The organism is Candidatus Riesia pediculischaeffi (genome assembly GCF_002073895.1).
In the GTDB taxonomy this organism is placed as follows: Bacteria; Pseudomonadota; Gammaproteobacteria; order Enterobacterales; family Enterobacteriaceae; genus Riesia; species Riesia pediculischaeffi.
The window spans coordinates 160,187-187,120 of record NZ_CP012839.1 but is presented as its reverse complement, the minus strand read 5'-3'; the positions used below and the strand labels follow the sequence as shown (position 1 = coordinate 187,120).

Annotated in this window: 18 protein-coding genes and 2 pseudogenes; 13 read left to right on the top strand and 7 right to left on the bottom strand. The window is 34.4% G+C overall.

Annotated elements, in window-relative coordinates; all coding sequences use genetic code 11:
* Window positions 1–3 precede the first annotated feature (3 nt).
* Both hslV and priA read right to left on the bottom strand, forming a co-directional pair.
* A complete protein-coding gene (hslV, locus tag AOQ87_RS00965; RefSeq protein WP_039719479.1) occupies window positions 4–534 on the bottom strand; it encodes an ATP-dependent protease subunit HslV in 531 nt (176 codons plus the stop codon).
* Window positions 535–968: 434 nt separating this feature from the next.
* On the bottom strand, window positions 969–3,164 hold the full coding sequence (gene priA, locus AOQ87_RS00960) for a primosomal protein N' (RefSeq protein WP_080626505.1): 2,196 nt from the start codon (window positions 3,162–3,164) through the stop codon (window positions 969–971).
* A gap of 139 nt (window positions 3,165–3,303) precedes the next feature.
* Between priA and rpmE the strand changes: the two genes are divergently transcribed.
* On the top strand, window positions 3,304–3,522 hold the full coding sequence (gene rpmE, locus AOQ87_RS00955) for a 50S ribosomal protein L31 (RefSeq protein ID WP_039719480.1): 219 nt from the start codon (window positions 3,304–3,306) through the stop codon (window positions 3,520–3,522).
* Window positions 3,523–4,548: 1,026 nt separating this feature from the next.
* Here rpmE and rne read toward each other — a convergent pair.
* Window positions 4,549–6,066 (bottom strand): annotated as a pseudogene (rne, locus tag AOQ87_RS00950) (ribonuclease E); the annotation flags it as partial.
* Window positions 6,067–6,438: 372 nt separating this feature from the next.
* Between rne and AOQ87_RS00945 the strand changes: the two are divergent.
* The 12 genes from AOQ87_RS00945 (at window position 6,439) to pssA (ending at window position 17,459) form a co-directional block, all read left to right on the top strand.
* Window positions 6,439–7,377: an RluA family pseudouridine synthase gene (locus AOQ87_RS00945; RefSeq protein ID WP_080626503.1), complete on the top strand. Its 939-nt coding sequence runs from the start codon at window positions 6,439–6,441 to the stop codon at window positions 7,375–7,377.
* 353 nt (window positions 7,378–7,730) lie between these two features.
* Window positions 7,731–7,895: a 50S ribosomal protein L32 gene (gene rpmF / locus AOQ87_RS00940; protein WP_039719482.1), complete on the top strand. Its 165-nt coding sequence runs from the start codon at window positions 7,731–7,733 to the stop codon at window positions 7,893–7,895.
* A 541-nt stretch (window positions 7,896–8,436) separates the two neighbouring features.
* Window positions 8,437–9,390: a beta-ketoacyl-ACP synthase III gene (locus AOQ87_RS00935; protein ID WP_039719483.1), complete on the top strand. Its 954-nt coding sequence runs from the start codon at window positions 8,437–8,439 to the stop codon at window positions 9,388–9,390.
* Complete coding sequence (gene fabD / locus AOQ87_RS00930; protein WP_236858665.1) at window positions 9,363–10,352, top strand: ACP S-malonyltransferase; 990 nt, start codon at window positions 9,363–9,365, stop codon at window positions 10,350–10,352. Before AOQ87_RS00935 ends, fabD begins: the two co-directional genes overlap by 28 nt.
* Before the next feature lies 1 nt (window position 10,353).
* A complete protein-coding gene (gene fabG, locus AOQ87_RS00925; protein ID WP_080626502.1) occupies window positions 10,354–11,088 on the top strand; it encodes a 3-oxoacyl-[acyl-carrier-protein] reductase in 735 nt (244 codons plus the stop codon).
* A 66-nt stretch (window positions 11,089–11,154) separates the two neighbouring features.
* Window positions 11,155–11,409: an acyl carrier protein gene (gene acpP, locus AOQ87_RS00920; RefSeq protein ID WP_039719485.1), complete on the top strand. Its 255-nt coding sequence runs from the start codon at window positions 11,155–11,157 to the stop codon at window positions 11,407–11,409.
* Between the two features lie 151 nt (window positions 11,410–11,560).
* Complete coding sequence (gene pabC / locus AOQ87_RS00915) at window positions 11,561–12,394, top strand: aminodeoxychorismate lyase (RefSeq protein WP_080626501.1); 834 nt, start codon at window positions 11,561–11,563, stop codon at window positions 12,392–12,394.
* Between the two features lie 278 nt (window positions 12,395–12,672).
* A complete protein-coding gene (gene tmk / locus AOQ87_RS00910; protein ID WP_080626500.1) occupies window positions 12,673–13,335 on the top strand; it encodes a dTMP kinase in 663 nt (220 codons plus the stop codon).
* Window positions 13,335–14,318 (top strand): DNA polymerase III subunit delta' C-terminal domain-containing protein, encoded by a 984-nt coding sequence (locus AOQ87_RS00905; protein WP_080626499.1) that lies wholly within the window; start codon window positions 13,335–13,337, stop codon window positions 14,316–14,318. Before tmk ends, AOQ87_RS00905 begins: the two co-directional genes overlap by 1 nt.
* A gap of 13 nt (window positions 14,319–14,331) precedes the next feature.
* A complete protein-coding gene (locus AOQ87_RS00900) occupies window positions 14,332–15,135 on the top strand; it encodes a TatD family hydrolase (protein WP_080626498.1) in 804 nt (267 codons plus the stop codon).
* Window positions 15,136–15,146: 11 nt separating this feature from the next.
* A complete protein-coding gene (locus tag AOQ87_RS00895) occupies window positions 15,147–15,503 on the top strand; it encodes an HIT domain-containing protein (RefSeq protein WP_039719489.1) in 357 nt (118 codons plus the stop codon).
* A 591-nt stretch (window positions 15,504–16,094) separates the two neighbouring features.
* Window positions 16,095–17,459 carry a CDP-diacylglycerol--serine O-phosphatidyltransferase gene (pssA, locus tag AOQ87_RS00890; protein WP_080626497.1) on the top strand — a complete coding sequence of 455 codons (1,365 nt, stop codon included), beginning with the start codon at window positions 16,095–16,097 and terminating at the stop codon, window positions 17,457–17,459.
* A gap of 36 nt (window positions 17,460–17,495) precedes the next feature.
* Here pssA and rpoC read toward each other — a convergent pair.
* The 4 genes and pseudogenes from rpoC to rplJ form a co-directional block, all read right to left on the bottom strand.
* Window positions 17,496–21,637: pseudogene (gene rpoC / locus AOQ87_RS00885) on the bottom strand (DNA-directed RNA polymerase subunit beta').
* Window positions 21,638–21,712: 75 nt separating this feature from the next.
* The gene (gene rpoB, locus AOQ87_RS00880) at window positions 21,713–25,741 is read right to left on the bottom strand and encodes a DNA-directed RNA polymerase subunit beta (protein ID WP_080626496.1); all 4,029 of its coding nucleotides are present in this window, start codon (window positions 25,739–25,741) and stop codon (window positions 21,713–21,715) included.
* Window positions 25,742–25,901: 160 nt separating this feature from the next.
* Complete coding sequence (gene rplL / locus AOQ87_RS00875) at window positions 25,902–26,276, bottom strand: 50S ribosomal protein L7/L12 (protein WP_039719615.1); 375 nt, start codon at window positions 26,274–26,276, stop codon at window positions 25,902–25,904.
* 68 nt (window positions 26,277–26,344) lie between these two features.
* Window positions 26,345–26,836 (bottom strand): 50S ribosomal protein L10, encoded by a 492-nt coding sequence (gene rplJ, locus AOQ87_RS00870; protein WP_080626495.1) that lies wholly within the window; start codon window positions 26,834–26,836, stop codon window positions 26,345–26,347.
* Window positions 26,837–26,934 lie beyond the last annotated feature (98 nt).

The following is a 26,934-nucleotide window of genomic DNA, read 5'->3' as shown; positions in this document are numbered from 1 at the left end:
TCCTCACAATTTTGAAGAAAGTTCTTCAAAGTTAAAGTTATGATTCGTATATATGCAGATTTCACTTGCAATACTTAATGCTTTCTCTGTAATATCTCTTGCGCTCATTTTGGTATTTTCTAACATGGCTTGAGCTGCTGCTTTTCCATATGGACCTCCCGAACCGATTGCGATTAAACTGTTCTCTGGTTGAATTACATCACCGTTTCCAGTGATAATAAGCGAATTAGCATGATCTGCAACCGCTAAAATTGCTTCTAATCTTCTTAACATACGATCTGTTCTCCATTCTTTGGTCAATTCAACTGCAGCTTTCACTAGATGTCCCTGACAGATCTCTAATTTCTTTTCGAACAGATCAAACAAAGAGAAAGCGTCAGCAGTTCCACCGGCGAATCCAGCAATAACTCTTTCCTGGTAGAGACGTCGTATTTTTTTAACGTTACCTTTGATTATTGTGTTTCCCATGGTAGCTTGACCATCTCCTCCGATGACAACATGTTTGTTTCGACGAACACTAATAATTGTGGTCATAAACTTGATCCTATACAATAATTATAATAATAAAGTATTGTTTCAATAATTTTAACCCATATTGAAATGGCATAATAAATCTAGGATGGATTTTTTTCAACTACAACATTTTTAATGTTTATAAAACATATTTCAAGATCTTTTTATATTGATTTTTATAAAGATAGTATTATGTGGTGCGATGTACTTGTTTCAAATGTTTTCTGATCCATATCATGTTGATATATGCTAACGATGAAAAATTATTCATTTTGCTAGGGATCGTATAATTTAGAGACAAGATCAGTAAAATTTCGATGATTTTTAAAGATATCTTGAAAGGTTGTATGAAATGTTAAAACAATGAAATTATAAAATAATGGGAAAATTTTTCCAAATGAATGTCATTATGGATACTCGTTCTTTTATTGAGGGGGTCTGGCTTTTTTAAAACTTCAGTGTTCAATAGGATCTACATCTATATTCCAACGAACGTTTTTCCCCTCTGGAATATTTTGAATTTTTTTGATCATTTTAGATAACATAATATTTAAAAAAATTTTAGAGCTATGTTGAATGAGAAGAAACCATCGAAAAAAACCTTTTTTTTTCGGTATCGTGGAAGGTATAGGATTACTGAGATATAAATTCGTATTGTCCATGTGTTTCAGAATGATTTTTCTAACTTCCGTCAAGAAATTTAAGGAGTTCGATCCATTTCTATCTCTTGAACGAATTATTATATGGCTGCTATATGGTGGTAAAAGAGATTCTTTTCTCTCTTTTAGAATTTCTAACGCAAATTCAATGTATCCTTTCTTAATAAGAGATGATAGAACTGGATGATTCGGATGGTGTGTCTGTAATATCACTTTTCCTTTTTTTAGAGATCTCCCAGCTCTTCCAGATACTTGTGTGAAAAGTTGAGCGAATTTTTCTGAAGCTCTATAATCATTGGAAAAAAATACACCGTCAATATCTATCAGAGCTACCAAAGTGACGTTTGAAAAATGATGACCTTTAGCTAACATTTGTGTACCGATTAGAATTTTTGCTTCCTTGGTATTTATCAAAGATAATTTCTCCTTAAGAAGATATGTGTTTTTTACCGTATCTTTATCAATGCGTACAACAGGTATGTTTGGAAAGATTTGACGTATCCTTTCTTCTAATTTTTCAGTACCGAATCCTAATGAAATGAGGTCAGTAGAACTACATTTGCTACATTGTATCGGAATTGGAAAGCTCTGGTTACAATAATGACACTCTATCTTTTTCTGATTTTTATGCAATGTATAATAGTGTTCACATCTTAGACATTCCGAGACCAATCCACATTTGTGACAAATAAGTACTGGAGAATATCCTCTTCTGTTCAAGAATAACATTACTTGATTGTTTTGAGAAACTTGATTTTTGATACTGTGAATTAATGATCTAGATAAATTGCATGTCGATGGTCTTCCCTTAAGATCAAAAATATGATGTGATGGTAAATAACCTTCAGGTCTTCTCGTTAAATCTATTCTTCTATATTTCCCTATTTCTACGTTAAATAAGCTTTCTAAAGATGGTGTTGCTGTACCCATAATAATGGGAATGTTTTCTTGTTTAGCTCTCCAGATTGCCATATTTCTTGCGTGATAGCACCATCCATGTTGTTGCTTGTATGAACTGTCATGTTCTTCATCTACTATTATAAGACCAAGATTTTTAAAGTTGGTAAATAATGCCGATCTTGTTCCGATGATAATTGCATTTTCCCCGTTTTTAGATCGTTCCCAAATAAAGAATTTTTCACGATTGTTTAAAGAAGAATGCAGTACTTCGATCGGAACATTGAATCTTTCGTAAAATCTTCTTGTGGTTTGAGGAGTTAAGCTAATTTCTGGAACTAACATGAGGGTTTGTTTTCCGGAAATTAATATATTTTCTATTATTCTAAGATATACTTCCGTTTTTCCGGATCCTGTGATTCCTACTAGTAACCAAGGAACAAGCATTTTATCTGAAGTAATTTTTTTGACGATTTCAGACTGTTCTAAATTTAACTTCGGTTTTTTTTCAGACACCTCAATATTATTCCTCCAAAATACTTCATTATTTGAACTTTTAGAAAGTTGAACTAATTTTTTTTTTTTTAAAGATTTTAGAGAATAGATATTGATAGAAAGTTTTTTTACTTCATCTGAACTTATCGCAATTTTAGATTGAAGTATTGTTAGAGCTCTTTTTTGTTGCGGGTATCTTTTTAAACGATTTGATTCAAAGATCATACCGCTATCAGTAATCTTCCAATAAGAGAATATTTTTACCGGAAACGATTTCTCTCTTCTTAATATGTTAGGTAAAGCGTTAAATAAAACTGATCCTATGGGATGATGATAATATTGAGAGGCCAAACACAACAATTTCCACATATCTTTCGAAAATAAAGGTTCATTATCTAATATTTTGTAGATTGATTTCAATTTATTATAGCGTACCGTATTTTTTTTTTTACAAGACCATACAATACCTATCACCTTTCTTTTCTTGATTGGAACTAACACTCGACAACCTTTCTTCGGTAGAAACATACCGTTTGGTAAAATATATTCGAGTGGAAAAGTGACTTCTTTATAAAAAACTACTTGAATAATAGTAATCATATCGATTTTATCATAATTTTTCTGATTTATTTTTGTCCTATCTGATTAAAATACCGAATAGGATATATTTTGAATATTTAAAAAAAAATGGTAACATTGGTGCGTTATCAATGCAGAACAGTGAGAGATATACTATAAAATGAAAAAGAAAATCCATCCTAAATGCTACAAAATATCTGCAAATTGTTCTTGTGGAAATAAGATATCTTTTTATTCTGTCATACGTTCCAATATTAATTTAGATGTTTGCAATAAATGTCACTCTTTTTATACGGGAAAACAGAGAACTCTAATCTCTGGAAGTAGAGCTGAAAAATTTAAGAACAAGTTTCATATTTCTAAAGATATGCTGCTGTAATTGATTTCGAAAAATTAAAAAATACGATTAGATGATAACACTTAGATGTCGATTTTGAAAACTATGATATTTAATTATTTTATGAATAAGTTTGTTCGATATGGTTGTTCATATTTAGTTTAAAATGATCAAAAAAATGATGTCTATCACAAGATTTAAATTATTTTTTTTAAAAATCGTGTATATTTTTAATTTGATTGGTTAAATTTTAAAATAGTAAAGTAGTAATGTGAAGTTCATTGAAAACTAATATCCTTTATAGAATTTATAACTTTATTTAAATCGTCGTATTTAATATTTTGAATTTCTCAGAAAGTTAGTTTAATAGGTATGCCTACAATGAATGATTTTGAAATAGATTTTTATATATCGTTTAATCTATCGCATATTGATAGAAGGATTTTATAGATTTTCGTATATATCTTAGTTGTTATGTTTTTTTAAAATTTTAGATAAGCTTTTTATTTCATAATGATATACGGAGATTGTTATTTATTTTGTTACATTAGATGATGTTTAAATGAATTATCGAAAAATATTATGGAAGTTCAATGAAAAATAATTTTTCTATACATTTTCATAATTTAAACAGAAGAGATAATTTTTAAATACCGAAAGAGAGCGATTTTAGATGCATTATCAATGTAAACATCTATTTCATGTAAATCGTAAGTTCATTTTTTTATCTATCGGTAAGTTGACATGAAATCCTCATATGATCTTGTTGTCGACTTTTTTTTCCGTATCTTCCCTGTTTTTTAACTTTTGTTCGATTTTTTTTAACAGAGATTGATACAATTTTTTATAGTAAAGAATCAAATTATTCCAATTTTGGTGACAATTTTTTAGGAAACTTTTGAAAGTGATATTCTCCAGTCTATTTTCCGTATCTTCAAAAATGTTAGGCTTTCGTATCTTTTTAAATTTTGTTTTGTAAGGATCGTTTGAAAACATGGAAGATTTGTTGACGTATGTTCTCCTTGCTTGATTAGAATGAACAGAAGAGAGGTAATTATTTCCAAAGTTGTTGTACTTCGCAAGATAATAATTAGTAGAATATACTCTTTCTCCTTTACGAATTCTAATGATATTAAATTGAGGTGATTGTATACGGTTGTTCGGAACTATAATAATTTTGATATCATCCTTCTTACGTTCAATATCATTTATAAAGTTTCTCTTCTTGTTCAATATATAAGAGGCAATCTGAATAGGAACGATAGCGTGTACCTCATGCGTGTTATCTTTAAAGACTTCTTCTTCAATAATTCTCAAGATAGATAAGGATAAAGATTCATCATCTCTGATAGTCCCGGACCCATTGCAACGTGGACAAATATAATGACTTGATTCACATAGTGAGGAGGTTAATCTTTGTCTGGACATCTCTAATAATCCAAATTTAGATATTCTAGAACATCGTACTTTCGCTCGGTCTTTACGAACAGCTTCTCGAATCTTGTTTTCTATCTCTCTCTGATGGGTTTGAATTGACATATCAATGAAATCAATCACTATTAACCCACCAAGATCACGTAATCTTAATTGTCTCGCAATTTCTTCTACTGCTTCTAAATTAGTATTGAATGCGGTTTCTTCAATATCTGTCCCCTTTGTTGATCGTGAAGAGTTTACATCGATCGCAGTTAAAGCTTCCGTGGTATCTATCATTATAGATCCTCCAGATGGCAGACGAACTTCCCTTTGAAAAGCTGATTCAATTTGAGATTCGATCTGATAATGACTAAATATCGGTATTTTTCCGCTGTAATGTTTTATTTTGTTTGAAAACTCTTTTCTTCCAATTGATTCAATATGGTTTTTAACCATTTCTACAGTTTCAAACTCGTCTATAATAATTTCTTGTACGTCCGGATGAAGATGATCTCGAATAGCCCTAATTATGACGTTACTCTCCTGATGAATTAAAAACGGAGCATTTTTATTCAAGGAAGCTTTTTTAATTGCTTCCCAATGATTTAGTCGATATTGAAGATCTTTTTGCAAAACTTCGGTTGATTTTCCCAAACCAGCTGTTCGGACGATCAAACCCATTCCATTTGGAACATTAAGTAAGGGTATAATTTCTTTGATCTCTGCTCTATCTTCACCTTCTATTCTTCTAGATATTCCACCAGCTTTCGGATTGTTCGGCATTAATACCAGATAACATCCTGCTAAACTAATGAAAGTTGTTAGAGATGCACCCTTATGTCCTCTCTCTTCTTTGCTGATTTGAATAATAATTTCTTGTCCTTCTTTCAAAATATCTCTTATGTTCAATCTAGGGTTTCCACGGCATTGATTTAAGAAGTATTCTTTAGCGATTTCTTTAATCGGTAAGAAACCATGTCTCATTGATCCATAATCTATAAACGCTGCTCCTAAACTTGGTTCCAGTCGAATTACTTTTCCTTTATATATATTTGATTTTTTTTTTTCTCGTCTAATGGTTTCTATATTTAAATCGTAAAGACGCTGACCATCTACAATAGCAACACGAAGTTCTTCCTTCTGAGAAGCGTTGATTAACATTCTTTTCATGATCAAACTCTTTTAAAAATTCACAAACTGTTGATTATTTCTGTTTTTGTTGTACCAGTTTGGTCAAAAGTGGTAGAAGTATTTAGAAATAATAATGATTATATTGTGTAAAGTATTAATTTTCGTATGAATTTTATTTGACACAGTGATGTTGATTGATAATATCAACGGTCTAACTTAAATTCTTTATCTCTGTGGATTCAAATAAATATGAACTTGATTCGATTTTTTAAAATCTTTGTTGTTTTAAACTATCTTTTCTATATATTTTAAATGAAACATAAATTTTTAAATTAAATTTGTTGATTATTTCAACGAAATTATAAATAAAGAAATTTTATAAAATTATATTCGAAAAACTACAAAAATATAATGAAATTCAATCTAATTTTTGTTGATAAGAACTTTTGGCATCAAAGAATCGACAATTTTCTATTTAGAACATTTAAGAACGTTCCAAAAAGTTTAATTTATCGATTTATTCGGATAGGAAAAATAAAGATAAACGATCGTAAAATTGATCCAAAATATAAAGTTGAAACGAAAGATATCATCAAGATACCGATTTCTTTTCCTTATCGTAAAGATATACAATATTTACCGCAGAAGAGTAAATTTTATTGGATCAAAAAAAGAGTAATTTACGAAGATTCTGAAATCTTAGTACTAGATAAACCTTCTGGAATTCCCGTTCATTCAGGAAGCAAGTCTACCTTTGGAATTATAGAGATCTTAAGGCAAGTTTTTCGTGACGGAAATTATTTAGAGTTAATTCATCGAATAGATAAGGAGACTTCTGGAATTCTATTATTAGCGAGATCTATAACTTCTCTTCGAACCATACAAAATCAATTTCGACTTAAAACAGTTATCAAAAGATACATCTTTTTGGCTCATGGAATCTGGCCGGACGAAGTTGATAGAATATCATGTACATTATCAAAAAAAAAGATAAAAAGAAGGAGAATAGGAGAATCTTCAAAATATGATGAAAAATCAGAAACTCTTTTTACGGTTAAAGAAAGATTTTCATCTTTTACGCTGATGGTGGCAACTCCAACCACTGGAAGAAATCATCAGATCAGATTGCACGCAAAATATGTTAACCATCCGATTGTATTGGATAAAAGGTACGGAAACCGAGAATTAGATAAACTTCTGAAGAAATCTGGTCTGAAAAGATTGTTTTTGCATGCTCGTTCGATCACTATAAACCATCCCAAAAACCTGGTGGATCTAACTTTTTTATCCCCGATAGATAAGAATCTAGAACAATGTTTAATGTGGATCAGGGAGAACGATCGAAAGTAAGAACGCTTGTGTTGTATGATTTAAGAATCATTTACCTGATAAATAGTTGGTACAGAACGTTTGAATTACATCTTCAATCTCATACTACTTTTGAATCAAATAATTGATGTTAATAAATTCTTTCGAGATTTTCGTAGCTTTAATTTCTAACAATTCCTGATAGTTCAATTATTTGTATGTGGCCGACTTCAGATGTTAAATATGAACCAACGAAGGGTAGATATATTGTATTATTATTAGAATATTTTTGTAAGGTTCGCTTGTCTATCGTAGATATCTTGATTATTTCTATCATTTATGCGATAATCACGAGAGAGTTATGGTTCCCATATAATCTTTGTTGGTAAATTGAAATGGCTGTGCAACAGAATAGAAAAACCAGATCTAAGAGGGACATGCGTCGTTCTCACAGTTCGATAAAGGTTCCAATATTATCAATCGATAAAACTACGAAAAAAACCCATATTCGTCATCATATGACAACAGAAGGTTTTTATAAAGGAAAGAAAATACTTTAATTTTATTTTTCTCTTTATTTAAAATCGAAATTTATTTTAAAAAGTTGTTCACTTTCCTCTAATTAAAGATTTCTTAACGAAAGTGTAGGTTGTTTAACCAAGATGATGATTTTTAAGGTTCATCTAGTTTTTGAAACTTCTCGAATATTTTCAGGGTTCCTTCCGTTCATTTTTTTCAAAGTGATCAATTCTTTTAAAAGAGTAACAGTCTTTTTTATTTAAATACTTTTCTCAATGTAGAGAGAACTTTATCTATGTTTAATGGAGATATCTATTATATATTAAGAGAAGATGTAATAGAATTTTAAGACATTTGTAACATCATGTAATTTCTTTTTATAAAGAAAGTTTGTGAACTTTTCAGAATATTAAACCCTTATTAAAGGATATGTATCAAATTTGAGCATCCGTTAAAAATTCGTCGAAAGTAATCTTTATCATGCTAGTCTTCAGTATGAGACGAATATGTAATATAGATTGTGATTGTTAGCGTTTAACTTATGATATTTGATTCGACATTTTACAAAGAAAATAGACTAAAATGTATACAAAAATATTAGGAACTGGAAGTTATTTTCCAAAAAAGATCATAAAAAATACGGATTTAGAAATAATGTTTGATACTACAGACGATTGGATAATTTCAAGGACCGGGATCAAAGAGAGGAGAATGGCTGATTATCAAGAAAACGTTTGTGTGATGGGAGCTGAAGCTGCAAAGAAAGCGTTAGAAATGGCTAACATAGAAGTCGATAAGGTTGACTTAATTATCGTAGCTACTACGTCTTCTTCTTATGCTTTTCCAAGCGCTGCTTGTCGTATTCAGAAGATGTTAGGAATAAAACAATGTGTTGCTTTTGATGTTGCGGCAGCTTGTGCTGGATTCTCATATGCTTTAAGTATATGCGATCAGTACATCAAGAATGGAACGATTAAAACAGCGTTGATTATCGGTTCTGATGTATTATCAAAATTTTTGGATCCAAAAGATAGGAATACTATGATTCTGTTTGGAGACGGAGCTGGAGCGATAGTTGTCGTAGATTCAAAGAATCCAGGAATATTATCTACTCATCTATATTCTGACGGAACCTTCGAAAATTTGTTGAAGCTCAAAAAACAAGAGTTTGATAAAGAAGTCTCTCCTTCGTATATAAAAATGCATGGTAACGAGGTGTTTAGAGTTGCTGTAAATAAATTGACGGAAATTTTAGAAAAGACTCTGAAAGTAAATAGTCTGGATAGAGGTCTATTAGATTGGTTAGTACCACATCAATCTAATTTGAGAATCATTCAAGCCATCTCCAAGAAGTTAAAAATATCTATGAAAAAAATAATTATTACGTTAGATCGCTATGGAAATACTTCGGCAGCTTCTGTTCCAACTGCTTTAGATCAGGCCATTAGAGATGGAAGAATTAAGAGAGGACATAAAGTATTGTTGGAATCATTTGGAGGAGGATTTGTATGGGGATCAGCATTAATAATTTTTTAAGCAATCCAGATATGATTCGTTTTTGTATGATATTTCCGGGACAAGGATCGCAATCGGTTGGCATGCTATCTGAACTTTCAAAAAGATATCCAGAGGTTCAAGAAACTTTTTGGGAATCTTCTAACATTTTAGGATATGACCTATGGAAAACAACGCAAAAAAGAATTGTAGGAAAATTGGAGAAGACTAGCATCGTTCAGCCTGCTATCCTATCTTCTTCTATTGCTATTTTGAGGGTTTGGAAAAAGATAGGAGGTGGAATGCCGGGGATTATGGCTGGACATAGTCTTGGAGAATACTCTGCTTTAGTTAGTTCAGAGGTAATTGATTTTAAAACTGCAGTTCGATTGGTAGAATTACGTGGTAAGTTGATGGAAGAATCTGTCCGTTATACAAATGGAGAAATGTACGCTGTCATCGGATTGAACGTAAGAAAGGTATCTCGATTATGTGAAGAAATTAGTAAAAGTTATACAAAAACAGTCTCAATCGCTAGTTTTAATTCGGATAGGCAAGTTGTTGTATCTGGTCAAACAGAATGTGTCAGAAAAGTAGCAGATTTATGTAAAAAATATGGAGCTAAGTTGGTGCAAAAACTTTCAATCGGAGTTCCATCTCATTGTGCACTTATGAAACCTGCAGCGCAAAAATTCAAAAAAATTATAGAGAAAGTAGGTTTTAAGATACCTAAGATCGCGGTAGTTAATAACGTCGATGCAACGATCGAATACTCTCCTAATAAAATTAAAGAATCCTTGATTAAGCAAATGTATAGTCCCGTAAAATGGAAAAAAACAATCGATTTAATTAGCGAAAAAGGTTACATTTGTTTCTTAGAAATTGGTCCCGGATCAGTTTTAACCAAGTTGAATCGAAGAATTCTTGGAAAAAGATGTGATTCGTTTGCTGTAAATGATATAGATTCTATAAGGTCTTCTTTAATTAAAATAAAAGGTGGGTAACATGAATCTTTATGGAAAACTAGCTTTGGTTACAGGGGCTAGTAGAGGAATCGGTGTAGCAATATCCAAGTTATTGATGAGAAGTGGAGCTACAGTGGTTGGTACTTCAACGAATAGTATCGGCGCAAAGAAAATAGATGATTATGTTAAAAACGGCGGAAAAGGATATGTCATGGATGTTCAGGATGAAAAATCTGTTCTAAATTGTTTCGACAAAATCAAAAAAGATTTTGGAGGAATAGATATCTTGGTCAACAACGTTGGAATAGTGAGGGATAACTTATTGGTCAGAATGTCGAGAAAAGATTGGGAAGATGTCATCCATGTTAATTTAGTTTCGATATTCAATATCATTAAAACAATAATAAGATCGATGATCAAAAAGAAATACGGTAGGATCATATCAATCGGATCTGTGGTCGGTTTTAGAGGCAATATTGGTCAAACTAATTATTCTTCTTCTAAATCTGGACTGATTGGTTTCAGTAAATCCCTCGCCATGGAGGTTGCTAAATATGGAATCACAGTTAACGTAGTTTCTCCTGGTTTTATTAATGCTGGAATGACAAAAAATCTGAACGAAAATAGAAAAAAGGAAATACTTTCCTATATTCCTATGAAACGTTTCGGTACATCCGATGAAGTTGCGAGTGTTGTATTATTTTTAGCGTCCGATTATGCTTCTTATATTACTGGAGAAACGATACATGTTAATGGTGGAATTACAATGATCTAATTGGAGAAGTCGATTATTATTACAGTTCGTTATCATCATTTGTAAAAAAATATACAGGAAAATATCATGAACGTTACCATTGAAAAAAAAATCAAAAAAATAATATCAGATCAGTTGGGGGTAAAACAGGAGAACATACTAGATGATTCTTCTTTCGTAGAAGATCTCGGAGCTGATTCCTTAGATACTGTCGAATTAGTCATGGCGTTGGAAGAGGAGTTTGGTGTTGAGATACCAGATGAAGAAGCTGAAAAGATTACAACGGTTCAGTTTGCTATACAGTATATTCAAAAAGAGTTAGAACGCAAGGCAAAAGTCTAAAAGGATTTTTAGAGAAAGATCATTGAATCGTAGAGATTTTTTAACACTGTGCTTGTAGATTATCGGATTTAACAGCTTTATAGATCGTCATTTGATGATTATTTTTTAATTCATCGAATGATGTCGAGCTATAAAAACATTATTCTTGAATATGTCAATACATTGGATTAATGGAAAGAAAAGTCATCTCTTATCCATTGATGATCGATCTATACATTTCGGAGATGGTTTCTTTACGACAATTATGGTAAAGAATAGGGAGCCGCTATTTATCGACGATCATTTGAAGAGATTGCGAATTTCTTCTGATCTCTTGTTTATCGATGGAGTGAATTGGAAGAATGTAAAAAAAGGGATATTCAATGCAGCATCCTACAATGAGGATGATCTTGCGGTTATCAAGGTTATCATTAGTAGAGGGGAGTGCAAAAGGGGATATTGGAAAACTTGTTTACCTTTTCCTAACTTGATCATATCTTTGACGGAATATCCGGAAGATTACCATAAAAAAAGGAAAAACGGAATAGATCTAACCTTTAGTACTTTTCGGATCAGTAGGAATCATAGGTTGTCCAGGATTAAGCATTTGAATAGGTTGGAGCAAGTGTTGATAAAGAGAGAATCCGTTTCTTATGAGTTTGATGAATGCATCGTTTTAGATACAGAAGGAAACTTGGTGGGATGTTGTGCGTCAAATATTTTTTTTCGAACAATGGATAGGGTTTGCACTCCCGACCTATTTTATTCTGGAGTAGAAGGGATAACACGAGGGAGAATAATTGACATTCTAAAGAGTACTAGATATCGTATCGTATATACGAACGATTCCTTAAAAGAATTTCTTTCAAGTGAAGAGATCTTCATCTCCAACTCTTTAATGCCGATTTTTACGATAAATAGAATTTTATCACATGATCGAAAAAGAACGATATGGAAAAAAAAATCCAGAGATTTATTTGATTTTCTTGTTCCAATAATTTTATAAGATAATCGGTTATTTTCGAATCTTTGAAAAATTTTTCCTCAAACTCTGATGTATCTCTGTTTATATTAAATTGAACTGTTCAAATAATGTTAATATTCAAATGAATTTTTGATAAAATCAAATTTTATAGTGTTTATCGTTGATCTTTAGGATATAGTGGTGTTATCGTTTGTATACCGATTTTAATTTTCTGAAAACAGATGAATCGTTTTGAACAACGGCATATTAGATAGTTTAAATTTCAATTTTTTATTTTAAAATGAAAAGTTATTGAATTTATGGATAATGGTCATAATTTCGGTCGTTATATTGCTGTAGAAGGTTTAGAAGGGTCTGGTAAGACGACGATGGTGGAAGTCATCAAAGAGATATTGATCCAAGAAGGTATTTCAAATGTTTCAACTGTTAGAGAACCTGGAGGAACACCGATTTCAGAAGAGATCCGAAATTTGATGAAGAGAAGACACATAGAAAAGATTTCAATTAAAACAGAATTATTTATGTTTTATGCTGCTCGTATACAACTGCTAAAAAATGTGATATCACCATATCTGAGGTGTGGAAAGTGGGTTATTGGAGATAGGTGTTTTCTTTCATCATATGCTTATCAAGGAGGAAAGAGTGGAGTAGTAGATGAAGATATCGATGAGATACATAGAATATCGGTCGGACGGATTGGACCAGATTTTACCATTTATCTCGATGTTTTTCCAGAGGTAGGGATATCTAGGGTTCGTAATAGAACGTATTCGAGATCAGATAGGATTGAAAGAAGGTCGCTGGACTTCTTTCATGGTGTTCGTCATCGATATTTAGATTCAATAAAGAAGTTAAAGAATTATATGATAGTTGATGCTAATCGTAGTTTGAACGTTGTTAAAGATGATTTACGTATTAAATTGCACAAGTTTGTAAGAAATCACTTTCGGAGTGAAGCTTGATGATTTGGTATCCTTGGTTGGATCAAGATTATAGAAGATTGGTTGCGCTTCTTATGAAGAAGAAAAGATGTCTTTCCATACTGTTGTATTCTAACCTTGGCGTTGGAAGTGAGCTTCTCGTGCGTGCATTGGTTCGTTGGATTATGTGTGAGAAGCGTCGTGATATCGCAACTTGTAATCAGTGTGAGAACTGCAAAATGGTTTCATCTGATATACATCCAGATTTTTATAAGATAGATGTCTTAAAAAAAGAGAACTCTATAAAGGTTGAAGATATCCGAAAGATCGGTGAAATTGTTCAGAATTATACTATCTATAATTCTAAGAGAGTAGTTTGGATAAAGGAGATTCGATTATTGACGAAGGAAGCGAGGTATTGTCTGATAAAAATTTTGGAAGATTTTTCGGAGAAAAATACCTATTTTTTTTTAGAATGTCATCAAATCCTCCCATATTTATCTTCTTTAAATAGCAAATGTCTTCATTTCTCTTTGAAAGAACCCAGTGATGAAACGGTTATGAAGTGGATAAATGAGAATCACAGTTTTCCAGAAATTAACGTAAGAATAGCCACCAGATCACATTCTGGTTCTCCTTTGAAAGCTTTAAATCTCTTAAAGAAAAAAAATTGGGACAGTAGGGAATCATTTTATTTTAAGTTTACAAAGAATATAATTCATGGAAACGATCTTGTTGGATTCTTAAGGGAGCTCAGAAAGGAAGATGTCTTTGAAAAGATATCATTGTTAATGATTTTACTTTTAGATTCCATAAAATATAGAAAGAATGCTGTTTTTAATTGTATCAATCAGGATAAATTAGATTTAATTAGGTACATCAACAAGGTTGTCTCTACAAGAACTTTGTTGTCAATGGTTGAAAGTTTAGAAAAATTTGTAAGGAATTTGAATGTAGTTTCTTTTACAAATTTAGATCTACAAATCATCATACAAACTTGTAATTTGAGAAGTTGTTTCATATAAAGCAGGGTACTTTATGTTTCTGTCAGATTCGCATTGTCATTTACAATATTATCCGAGCGGTAATAATCTTCCGTATAATGTTAACGATGTCGTATCAGATTCGATAAAGAACAACGTTAGATGTATGTTGTCCGTTTCGGTAAAGCTGGATGATTTCAAAAACTTTAAGATTCGTTCAGATCTTCGGAAGTATATCTATTTTTCGTGCGGTGTTCATCCGCTTATGATAGATAAAAATATAAATTTTGATGTTTTGTTGAAAGCTTCTAACAGTAAGGATATCGTTGCAATCGGTGAAACTGGATTAGATTATCAAAGAAATTGTTCTTCTGAAGATATGGATTTTCAAAGGTTTTCTTTTTTGAAGCATATCAAAGTAGCTAAGAAATTAAAGAAACCTATCATAATACATATGAGAAATTCTTTCGAAGATGTTTATAAGATAGTAAGAGAAGAAGGATTGGAAGAATGTGGAGCAATCATTCATTGTTTCACTGGAAATAAATATCAAGCAAAAATTTTTCTAGATTTAGGTATGTACATCTCTTTTTCTGGGGTGGTGACTTTTCAAAATTCTCATGAGGTGAAAAGTTCTGCAAAATTTGTTCCAATGGATAGATTAATGATAGAAACAGATTCTCCATATCTCTCTCCTGTTCCATTGAGAGGAAGGATGAATAAACCGTCTAATTTAATACATATCGCGGATTGTGTTTCTTCGATTAAAAACATTGATATATCTGTTTTTACGACGAAAACTACTGAAAATTTTTTTAGGTTATTTAAAGATATACCGTTTCATCAAATAAATCTATAAAATGGACAAATATGATGGAAAGAACAATATTTCATAAAATAATATGCAAGGAAGTAAGTTCTAAGATAGTGTACCAAGATCATCTAGTAACTGCTTTCGAGGATATCAAACCGAAATGTCCGATCCATATCTTGGTCGTACCCAATATATACATCGTAAATCTAAATGATATAACGGAGAATCATGAGAGATTGTTAGGTCATATGGTTCTGATATGCTCTAAGATAGCAAGAGAAAAAAAAATACATGATTCAGGATATCGATTGGTCATGAATTGTAATAGAAATTCAGGTCAAGAAGTAAGTTATCTTCATATGCATTTATTGGGAGGAAAACCGTTGGGTGATTTTCTGGAAATGGAAAAATAGTTTAGTTTGATGCTTATTTCCTTGAGTTTATTGTACGAATTATCGAAAGAATAATCTGTTAAAGGTTTCGTTGTTAAGATTTTTACAAATTATATATAGAATATTTTGGTAGGATTGTTCTTTTTTTTTTGAATATAGAATCGTTTCTGTTGTTCTCTGTACCCGAAATTTAACGGTAAGAACTCTCTTACATATTTTTCAACTCGTTAAATCATGTATATCTTTCTGATTTCGATCAGAATTTCATTGAAGGCCTTATAAAAGATGTTCGACATGGTTTGATTTGAAAGATTGTTTTTCGATAACCTTTAGAAGTTGAGAAATATTTCAAATATATTCGATTTATAAAGTTTCTGTCTCGAAAGAATATAAAATTTCTTTCATAAAAATAATTAATAGGTATTACCGAATTTCTTTATAGTCTTTATCTTTTTGAACGTTTATGTAAGAGATAAAAGATTGATCTTTGATCAAGTTTATATAGAGATCTTTAATGTTTTTGACTGGTTGATTAAGCCTTGGGATATACAGAAGATCATATTTTTTTTTTGATCTAATAAATTAAATGATAGTTAATTTTTAGATTTTTGTATGTTAACTTCTATTAAAAATAATTTGAATTATCATAAATCTTTAACAAACTTAAAGAAGTTACCTCAAATACCATCTGATATGATAACTTTGTATCGAGCAAGAAGTTTTAGGAAGATCATCCTCGAAAAAATAAAGGTTGCGAAAAAACATATTTATATTCCAGTTCTTTATTTTGAAAAAGATGACTCAGGTAAAGAAGTTTTCGAAGCTCTTTCTCTTTCTAAAAAAAGAGAACCAGATTTGGATATCAAGATCATGGTAGATTGGTACCGTGCTAAAAGAAATAGGATAGGAGAATCAAATAATCAGTTGATGACTAATAAGGACTGGTATCGTTTACTTTCTCTTAATTTCTCTAATCATGAGATACGTATATTCGGTATACCAGTTGGTATGATAGAGATATTCGGTACCTTTCATCTGAAAGGGATAATCATTGATGATAGCGTTATTTACAGCGGAGCGAGTATTAGCAATTTATATTTTCATAAGGAGAAAAGACATCGATACGATCGATATCATATGTTTCATAATGCAGATCTCGCTAAAATAATGAAGAATTTCATTGATAAAGAGATCTTAAGATCTCCAGCTGTTCAAAGATATGATATCGATCATAAATTTATTAAGTTTAGAAAAAGGTATACCAATCAGTTTCGAAAAAGATTAAAAAAGTGTCATTATCAGTTTAAGAATATCGCTTCCAACGAAGAACTCTCTGTATGTCCAATCATCGGGATGGGACGGAGAAACTATTTGAATCGAACTATATTGAACCTGATGGGTAGTACAAAAAGATATATGACGATTTGTACTCCATATTTTAACCTTCCCGTAGAAATGATCAAAATGATCCGAGAATTGTTAACTTTTGGAAAGAGGATAGAAATTATTGTGGGAGATAAAACGACAAATGATTTTTACGTTGATCCAAAAAAAAGATCTTTCAGATGGATTAACATCCTACCTTATCTCTACGAGATTAATTTGAGAGATTTCGTAAATATCCTACAGAGATTTGTCAACAACCGACAGTTGATCATACGACATTGGAAATATGATAATCACAGCTATCATCTCAAGGGTATATGGATTGATTCGAACTGGCAGTTGATCACAGGAAACAATTTTAACCGTAGATCGTGGTATTTCGATCTGGAAAACGCTATCTTGATCCACGATCCGATGGAAAGAAACTCGAACCAGATCGAAAAGGAGATGCGATTCATACAGCTACATACAAGGTCTATCTTACATTACGAACAGATTGAAAATATCTGCAGTTATCCCGAAAAAGTTCAAAGAAGAATAGATCGAATACATAGGACAAAGATGGATCGATTGATCAAAATGGTGATATGAACGAAGGATCTTTCAGAGTTTTCGAAATCTGATCGGTTAATCTTTGAAAGAATCTAAACTGGACTTATGCTCCTTCTTTTTTCTGTTATGATATGGGTATCCTGTACCCGCTGGTATCAACCTTCCGACTATCACGTTCTCTTTTAACCCTCTTAGATCATCTCTCCTTCCAGAGATTGCTGCTTCTGTCAGGACTCTGGTAGTTTCTTGAAAAGAAGCGGCGGATACGAAAGATTCTGTTGTCAAAGAAGCTTTCGTAATTCCTAGAAGATCTCTTCGATAAACGATCGGAGCTTTTCCGGACGAAGATAGTTGTTTATTCTTCTCCTGTATCTTGGTGTATTCTATCTGTTCCCCTTCTAAAAAATCTGAATCTCCAGAATGAATGACGGTAACTTTTCTGAGCATTTGTCGGACTATGACTTCGATATGTTTATCGTTGATCTTCACTCCTTGCAGACGGTATACTTCTTGTACTTCTTGTGTGATATATCTGGAAACTTCATGAGCTCCTCTGAGTCGTAGAATATCGTGAGGAGATTCTGGTCCATCCGAGATTATTTCTCCTATAGATACGACATCTCCCTCGAAGACGTTCAACTGTCTCCATTTAGGAATCATCTCTTCATGAGTTTCTTGTCCGTCGGATGATGTTATGATCAATCTACGTTTACCCTTTGTTTCTCTTCCGAAGGAGATACGTCCGCTCATTTCGGCAAGTATGGCAGGTTCTTTAGGTTGTCTAGCTTCGAATAAATCAGCCACCCTCGGTAGACCACCGGTGATATCCTTCGTCACAGTAGATTCTTGTGGAATTTTTGCCAATATCATCCCAGCACTTACCGAAGATCCATCACCAAGTTGTACTATTGATCTTCCTGGTAAGAAATATTGTGCAGGAACACCTGAAGAATGAACGACGTTCTGACGTTTTTCATCCATGATCTTCAATGTCGGTCTTAGATCCTTCGCTGAAGAAGATCGTTCAGAAGTTTCCAGTACGATCGTTGAGGAAATTCCTGTTAATTCGTCTGTCTGACGTACGACAGATTGTCCTTCTATCATATCTTGAAAACATACGATCCCAGAAACTTCTGAAATTATCGGAATAGCATGAGGATCCCAGGTGGCGACAATTTCTCCCTTTTTTACTTCCTGTCCTTCATCCTTGTTAAGATGTGCACCGTACGGTAATTTATGATTCTCTATAATCTTTCCAAAACTATCCATCACCCTCAGTTCTGAATGACGAGATATCACTACGAGACAATCGACGCGATCTCGGATGAACTTCGTGTTTTCTAAGGATATCGTACCGGAGTTACGAACTCTGACGTTGGATTCGGAAGCAACTCTTGAAGCTGCTCCTCCTATGTGAAAAGTCCGCATAGTTAGCTGAGTTCCTGGTTCTCCGATAGATTGTGCTGCGATCACCCCGACAGCTTCTCCTATATCGATCAGTTTTCCTCTTGCTAGATCTCTTCCATAACAATAGGAACAGACTCCGAAATTCGTCTCACAACAGATGACAGATCGAACTTTTATCGAATCTATCGAGTAGATCTCTATCTGTTCACACAGTTTTTCATTCAATAACGTGTTTCTTGGTATGAACATCGATTCATCCTCGGAAGATAATCGAACATCTTCTGCTGTTACTCGACCTAATATTTTATCTCTTAAGAATTCTTTTGTCCCTCCACCATCAATCATGGAAGTGATCACAACTCCTTCTTCAGTGTTACAATCTCTTTCAGTGATCACCAGATCTTGTGCAACATCCACCAACCTTCTCGTCAAATATCCGGAATTTGCTGTTTTTAGAGCCGTATCAGCTAATCCTTTTCTAGCTCCATGCGTTGATATAAAATACTGTAATACGTTCAGTCCCTCCCTGAAGTTCGCTGTGATGGGCGTTTCAATGATTGATCCATCTGGTTTGGCCATCAATCCTCTCATACCTGCGAGCTGCCGTATTTGCGCTGCGGATCCTCTTGCACCAGAGTCTGCCATCATGAATATACTGTTGAAAGAGGTCTGTTGTTCTTCTTCAAGGTGTTTGTTGATCACTGTTTCTGTAGATAGATTTTCCATCATTGCGGTGGCTACCCGTTCATTCGCTACCGACCATATGTCGATAACCTTATTGTATCGTTCACCAACGGTGACTAGACCAGACTGGAACTGCTCTTGAATTTCTGCCACTTCCTTCTCTGCTTCTGATATGATTTCAGCTTTCTTTTTTGGTATCTCCATATCATCTATTCCTACGGATGCTCCGGATCGAGCGGCGTAGTGAAATCCTGTGTACATGATCTGATCTGCGAATTCAACGGTTTTTTCAAGACCTAGGATCCTGTAACATGTGTTCAACATTGAAGATATAGCCTTCTTATCAAGGGGTCGGTTAACTAAATCGTAGGATAAACCTTTTGGAACAATCATCCAAAATATCGCTCTTCCGATAGTGGTATCGACAATCTTCTTTGAATGACGGATGCTCATCTTCGAATCCATCATGGATTCTTCTATTCGTACCTTAACTTTAGCATTTAAAGATGCGACGCGAATTCTATATGCTTTCTCCGCTTCTTTTGGGCTGGATAATATCATCCCCTCTCCTTTAGCGTTGATACAATCTCTGGTCATGTAATACAATCCTAATACGACATCTTGAGAAGGAACGATGATGGGATCTCCACTCGCAGGTGACAAGATGTTTTTAGTCGACATCATCAGAGAACGGGCTTCTAACTGAGCCTCATATGTCAACGGGACATGGACAGCCATCTGATCACCATCGAAATCAGCGTTATAAGCAGCGCATACCAAAGGATGTAATTGAATCGCTTTTCCTTCGATCAATATGGGTTCAAAAGCTTGGATACCCAACCGATGTAACGTAGGAGCTCTGTTTAGCATCACTGGATGTCTTTTAATAACCTCATCCAAGACGTCCCAAACGATCGATTCCTCTCTTTCTACCATCTTTTTCGCAGCTTTGATAGTGCTCGCCAACCCTCTTCTTTCTAACTTTCCATATATGAACGGCTTAAATAGTTCTAACGCCATTCTTTTTGGAAGACCACATTGATGCAACTTTAGATAAGGTCCTACGGTTATCACTGATCTTCCAGAGTAATCTACCCGCTTTCCGAGAAGATTCTGTCGAAATCTTCCTTGTTTTCCTTTGATCATATCCGCTAGAGATTTCAAAGGTCTCTTATTAGATCCAGATATCGCCCTTCCTCTCCTACCATTGTCCAACAGAGCATCCACGGATTCCTGCAACATCCTTTTTTCATTTCTGATGATGATTTCTGGAGCAGATAAGTCGAGCAATCTCTTCAATCTGTTGTTTCGATTTATCACCCTCCTGTACAGATCGTTTAGGTAGCGAACCTTCCTCCTTCTAAAGGAACTAAAGGACGTAAATCCGGTGGTAACACGGGAAGTGCGTTCAATATCATCCATTCTGGCTTGTTTCCAGAATGGATAAATGATTCAATAAGCTTGATTCTTTTAGAAATTTTTTTTCTTTTTGTTTCAGATCCAGATCGATTGAGCTCGATTCTTAAATCTTTACATGTCGACTCTAGATGAAGATTTTTCAACAGATCTTGTATAGATTCTGCACCCATTCCTGCTGAAAATTCATCTCCGAACTCTTCTAAGGATTTTAAGTGCTGTTCTTCTGTCAATATCTGTCCAACCTTAAGATCCGTGGTTCCTTCCTGCGTAACTACGTAAGATTCGAAATATAGAACCCTTTCGATATCCCTTAAAGGAATATCGAGCAATAAACCGATTCTTGATGGAAGAGATTTTAAAAACCATATGTGAGCGATCGGTGAAGCTAGCTCTATATGTCCCATCCTTTCTCTACGCACTTTGGATTGAGTCACCTCTACTCCACATTTTTCACATACCACACCTCGATGTTTCAATCTCTTATATTTTCCGCATAGGCATTCGTAATCTTTTACCGGACCAAATATTCTGGAACAAAATAGGCCATCCCTTTCAGGTTTAAAGGTTCGATAGTTGATGGTCTCTGGTTTTTTTACTTCTCCAAACGACCAAGACCGTATCGTGTCGGGAGAAGCTAGAGATATCTTGATCGTATCGAATTCTTCATTTCGATCGTATGATTTTAAAAAATGCAGTAGCTCTTTCATGTGGTATAAAACCTTCTGATATTGATTTTAACATGATTAACGTTAAATACAGAAGAAGATCGCTCAATATCCGATCTATCGTTTCTTCTCTAACTCTATATTAATTCCTAAAGATCTGATTTCTTTTAACAAGACATTAAAAGAATCTGGCATACCAGGTTCCATCTTATGTTCTCCGTTGACGATGTTCTTATACATCTTTGTCCTTCCATTGACATCATCTGATTTTACGGTTAACATCTCCTGTAACGCGTGGGAGGCACCATAAGCTTCTAAAGCCCAAACTTCCATTTCTCCGAATCTCTGTCCTCCGAATTGTGCTTTTCCTCCCAATGGCTGCTGTGTAACCAAACTGTAAGAACCTGTCGAACGAGCATGCATTTTGTCATCTACAAGATGGTTCAACTTCAACATGTACATATATCCTACGGTGACCAACCTCTCAAACCGTTCTCCGGTGCATCCATCGAACAATGTAATCTGTCCCGATTGTGGAAGATCTGCTAGTTTCAACATTTCTTTAATTTCATGTTCTTTTGCTCCATCGAATACTGGAGTAGATATCGGTAAACCGTCTTTCAGACGATGTGCTAAGTCCATAGTCTCTTCGTCAGAGAGTTCATCCAAATCTATCCTTTGATGATTTCCAACACCAATGTCGTAAGCTTGTTGAATAAACTCCTTGATATTTTTGACTTTCTCTTTACTCCGTATCATCTGATTGATCTTGTTTCCAATCCCTCGGGCAGCCATCCCTAGATGTGTTTCCAAGATTTGCCCGATATTCATCCTAGATGGAACACCCAATGGGTTCAAAACTATATCTACAGGATTTCCATTTTGATCATACGGCATATCTTCTATAGGGCTGATCTTGGAGATCACACCCTTGTTTCCGTGACGTCCGGCCATCTTATCCCCCGGTTGTACCTGTCTCTTTACGGCCAAATGTACTTTAACAACTTTCAGAACGCCAGGAGATAAGTCATCTCCCTGAGCGATCTGATGTCTTCTTTTACATAATTTTTCTGAAAACTGTTTTTTCAACTCATGGTGTTTTTTTTGAAATCGATCCAACACATCGTTTAGAGAATTATCTGCTAACTTTATTTGAAACAACCTTTCCCCGACCAGATTGTCAACTGTTACACGATCTATTCCATTTTTTGTGAGAAAAGAACGAACATCGTAAAATAGGCAAGATTCGAGGATAGTAAGTTCTTCAAGAATATCTTTTTCCGCCTCTTTTAATCGAATTTCTTCGATCTCCAGAGTTCTCTTGTCTTTTTTGACTCCATCTCTTGTGAATATTTGAACGTCTATCACGGTACCTGAAGTTCCGTTGGGAACTCTTAAAGAGGAATCTTTTACGTCGGATGCTTTTTCTCCGAAAATAGCCCTTAACAACTTTTCTTCAGGGGTAAGCTGAGTCTCTCCTTTTGGTGTCACTTTTCCAACCAGTATCTCACCCCCAATCACCTCTGCTCCGATATATACGATACCAGATTCATCTAACTTGGATAAAGATGATGCTCCAACATTTGGAATATCCGCTGTGATCTCTTCCGGTCCTAGTTTGGTATCCCTTGAGATACAAGATAGTTCCTGTATATGGATGGTTGTGAATCGATCCTCTTGAACTACCCTCTCCGATATTAGAATCGAATCTTCGAAGTTGTATCCATTCCACGGCATGAATGCGACCCGCATGTTTTGTCCTAAAGCCAGCTCTCCTAAATCGGTGGAAGGACCGTCTGCTAACACCTCTCCAGATCTGACTTTATCTCCCATGGAAACGCAAGGTACTTGATTGATACATGTATTTTGGTTCGATCTAGAATATTTCGTCAGATCGTACATATCGATTCCGAAATCCTGCAAGGAATGACCTTCCTTCTCCGTTTTGATCACTATCTTGGAAGAATCCACATATTGCACCGTTCCTGATCTTTTGGCGATCACTGTTACTCCAGAATCTTTTGCTACTACACTTTCCATGCCCGTTCCTACCAACGGCTTCTCCGTTCGTAAGGTAGGTACCGCCTGTCTTTGCATGTTAGCGCCCATCAATGCACGGTTTGCATCATCATGTTCAAGAAACGGTATCAAAGATGCTCCGACAGATACGATTTGCTGCGTAGAAACATCCATATACTCCACCTGTGTTTTGTTAAATAGGTTAGATTCTCCTTTGTTTCTGCAGGTCACCAGTTCTGTCCGAAATGATCCATCTTCGTTCAACATGGTGTTCGCCTGTGCGATGATATGATTTCCTTCCTCAATTGCGGAAAGATACCGGATATCGTTGCTAACTACCCCATTCCTCACTATCCGATATGGAGTTTCTAAAAACCCATATTGATTAGTTCTCGCGTAGACAGAAAGTGAATTAATCAACCCTATGTTCGGCCCTTCCGGAGTTTCTATCGGACACATTCTACCATAGTGTGTTGGATGAACATCCCGTACTTCGAATCCTGCTCTCTCTCTAGTTAACCCCCCCGGACCCAAAGCTGAAATTCGACGTTTGTGAGTTATTTCAGATAAGGGATTGTTCTGATCCATGAATTGAGATAGTTGACTGGATCCAAAAAATTCTTTTACAGCAGCAGAGATCGGTTTCGCATTGATCATGTCTTGGGGAGATAAAGAGTCTAGATCCCCCAATGATAATCTCTCCTTTACGGCTCTTTCAACCCTGATCAGTCCTAACCTGAACTGATTCTCCGCCATCTCTCCAATCGAACGTATCCTTCTGTTCCCTAAATGATCGATATCATCCACCTCTCCTCTTCCATCCCTAATATCAATTAGTTTTTTAATCACGTCAATGATATCTTGATTGTTCAACACGTTAGATTCTGTGTTTCTTTCTCTGGAAAGGGAAAGGTCGAACTTCATCCTTCCAACCGGAGATAGATCGTATCGATCTTCAGAAAAGAAGAGACTGTTGAACAAACTTTCCGCTGATTCCTTTGTAGGAGGTTCTCCTGGCCTCATCATTCTGTAGATTTCTATCAAGGCATCTATTCGATCTTTCGTATTATCGATTCTCAACGTGTTGGAGATATAGGATCCTCGATCTAGATCATTTATGAAGAGTGTTCGAATAGATCTGTTTCGAGATCTCTTCAAGTCTTCTAAAATTTCTTTCGATATCTTAGAGTTCGCTGAACAGATCAATTTTCCGTCACTTTTATCAAAGTAACTTTTATCAACTATCCTACCGATTAGATAATCCGATGGAACTTCAATTTCTCGAACATTATCTTTCTCTAAACTTTCAACGTGAGATGCGGTTATTCTGATCCCTTTCTTGACGTAGGTTTTTCCACCACTTACGATGTCGAAGGAAGCTGTTTCACCTCGTAATCTTTTGGGAACCAAATCCATGAAGAAGATCCCCTCTTGATCTTGCCTGAAGGTGGTCTTTTCAAAAAAAAGGTTTAACATCTCTTCATTGTCATAACCTATTGCACGTAATATGACAGTCGCCGGTAACTTTCTTCTCCTATCGATTCTTACGAATATATGATCCTTAATATCAAATTCGAAGTCTAACCATGATCCACGATACGGTATGATCCTAGCGTTATATAGAATTTTTCCTGAAGAATGTGTTTTTCCTTTATCGCTATCGAAGAAAACACCTGGACTACGGTGCAGTTGAGAAACGACAACCCGTTCAGTTCCATTGACGATAAAAGTTCCATTTTCAGTCATGATCGGAATCTCTCCCATGTATACTTCTTGATCTCTTACGTACTGTATTTTTTTAGAAGACTCCTTCTCGTATACCACTAGTCTTAATTTAACCTTCAAGGAGGAAGAGTAGGTTGCACTCCTTGTTCTACATTCTCTCACATCGAATGTTGGTTCTTCCAGACGATATTCGATGTATCTCAGTTCAGCGTTTCCATTATAACTTCTGATGGGAAATATAGAATGGAAGGCGGATTCTAAACCGCTCTTTTTTCCGCAATTGTTGATAAATTTAGAGAAAGAATCTATCTGAATAGATAGTAGATAAGGTACACCTAGAACTTGTGGTCTTTTACCGAAATTTTTTCTGATACGTTTTTTTTCTGTATGAACTAAACCCATATGATTCCTTATATAATTTACGCGAGAACTTTAGTTGATAACATGAGGATCTTCTGTGCTATCATCTCTGATTGTTAAGTTATCTTGTAGTTCTTTCGAGAGAAGATGATGAATGTTAAGCGATGAACTTCTGTAAGGTTCGCTCGCATATCGCGACGTTTTACTCCACAGTAACAGACGCCCCGGATTTCTCCAATGTACTTTTAATAGTTTCAGCATCTTCTTTTGTAGTAGATTCTTTCAAAACAGATGGACAAGATTCCACGGTATCTTTTGCTTCCTTTAGTCCTAAGTTCATCAAGGATCTTACAGCCTTGATCACGGGGATTTTATTAGNGAAGGATGTTAAGATAACTTTAAATTCACTTTTTTCTATCACTTTCTCTTCAGAGAGTTTACTCTCCTGTAGAGAGCTATTTCGTAGTATAGAAGAATCTATGTTGAATTTCTTCTCGAGCATTGATGTCAACTCGACAATTTCTACCATAGACATGTTTAAGATAGCATCGAAAATTTCTTGTTTGTTGGTGGACATATTCAGATTCTCCTTGATTTTCGAACAAAAAGGTTTAAACAAAMCCTCCTTCTTGGAAGGATTACGGTTCAAATACTAACGATCTTTTTTAATAGACGCAGAAATTTTAAGATAGATATTTCTCTGACTACCATGGAAAACTTCAGAAAAGCTTCTTCTCGACAACGTATCGATTCTAATTTACTCATTACTTCCCCTTCCACTACGGTATCCTCTCCGATCATTCCTGATCTTATTGAAAAAGAAGAGTTCTCTTTCATAAAGTTCCTAAATATCTTGACTATCGATGATGGACGATTTCCAACAGAAAAAGCGACGATGGTCGGTCCAACAAAAAATTTTTTTAAAGACGAATATTGAGTGTTGTTGAAAGCTATTTTAAATACCGTGTTTTTTTGAATCTGGAGAGATATTTTTTCTTCTTTACAGATTATACGAAGATCGTTCATATGATTGTTGCTGATTCCTCGGTAATCTGCGATGAACACAGATACAGCGTCTTTTAAAAGTTTCTTTATAATTCTTACTTTTTTTGTTTTTTTTTCAAGGTTTTTTGACATGATACTAACTATAATCTTTTCGTTCGTTCAATGAAGGAAATCACAAGGCGATAGTCTTCATAAATATGGAGCTACTCTTTTCTTTCGAATACGAAATC

Bases quoted from the DNA above. Each gene is read 5' to 3' on its own strand.
- AOQ87_RS00900 (WP_080626498.1), top strand. From the start codon at position 14,332: ATGTTTCTGTCAGATTCGCATTGTCATTTACAATATTATCCGAGCGGT.
- tmk (WP_080626500.1), top strand. From the start codon at position 12,673: ATGGATAATGGTCATAATTTCGGTCGTTATATTGCTGTAGAAGGTTTA.
- acpP (WP_039719485.1), top strand. From the start codon at position 11,155: ATGAACGTTACCATTGAAAAAAAAATCAAAAAAATAATATCAGATCAG.
- pssA (WP_080626497.1), top strand. From the start codon at position 16,095: ATGTTAACTTCTATTAAAAATAATTTGAATTATCATAAATCTTTAACA.
- pabC (WP_080626501.1), top strand. From the start codon at position 11,561: ATGTCAATACATTGGATTAATGGAAAGAAAAGTCATCTCTTATCCATT.
- fabD (WP_236858665.1), top strand. From the start codon at position 9,363: ATGGGGATCAGCATTAATAATTTTTTAAGCAATCCAGATATGATTCGT.
- rplJ (WP_080626495.1), bottom strand. From the start codon at position 26,836: ATGTCAAAAAACCTTGAAAAAAAAACAAAAAAAGTAAGAATTATAAAG.
- hslV (WP_039719479.1), bottom strand. From the start codon at position 534: ATGACCACAATTATTAGTGTTCGTCGAAACAAACATGTTGTCATCGGA.
- rpmE (WP_039719480.1), top strand. From the start codon at position 3,304: ATGAAAAAGAAAATCCATCCTAAATGCTACAAAATATCTGCAAATTGT.
- rpoB (WP_080626496.1), bottom strand. From the start codon at position 25,741: ATGGGTTTAGTTCATACAGAAAAAAAACGTATCAGAAAAAATTTCGGT.
- AOQ87_RS00935 (WP_039719483.1), top strand. From the start codon at position 8,437: ATGTATACAAAAATATTAGGAACTGGAAGTTATTTTCCAAAAAAGATC.
- AOQ87_RS00905 (WP_080626499.1), top strand. From the start codon at position 13,335: ATGATTTGGTATCCTTGGTTGGATCAAGATTATAGAAGATTGGTTGCG.
- priA (WP_080626505.1), bottom strand. From the start codon at position 3,164: ATGATTACTATTATTCAAGTAGTTTTTTATAAAGAAGTCACTTTTCCA.
- rpmF (WP_039719482.1), top strand. From the start codon at position 7,731: ATGGCTGTGCAACAGAATAGAAAAACCAGATCTAAGAGGGACATGCGT.
- AOQ87_RS00945 (WP_080626503.1), top strand. From the start codon at position 6,439: ATGAAATTCAATCTAATTTTTGTTGATAAGAACTTTTGGCATCAAAGA.
- AOQ87_RS00895 (WP_039719489.1), top strand. From the start codon at position 15,147: ATGATGGAAAGAACAATATTTCATAAAATAATATGCAAGGAAGTAAGT.
- fabG (WP_080626502.1), top strand. From the start codon at position 10,354: ATGAATCTTTATGGAAAACTAGCTTTGGTTACAGGGGCTAGTAGAGGA.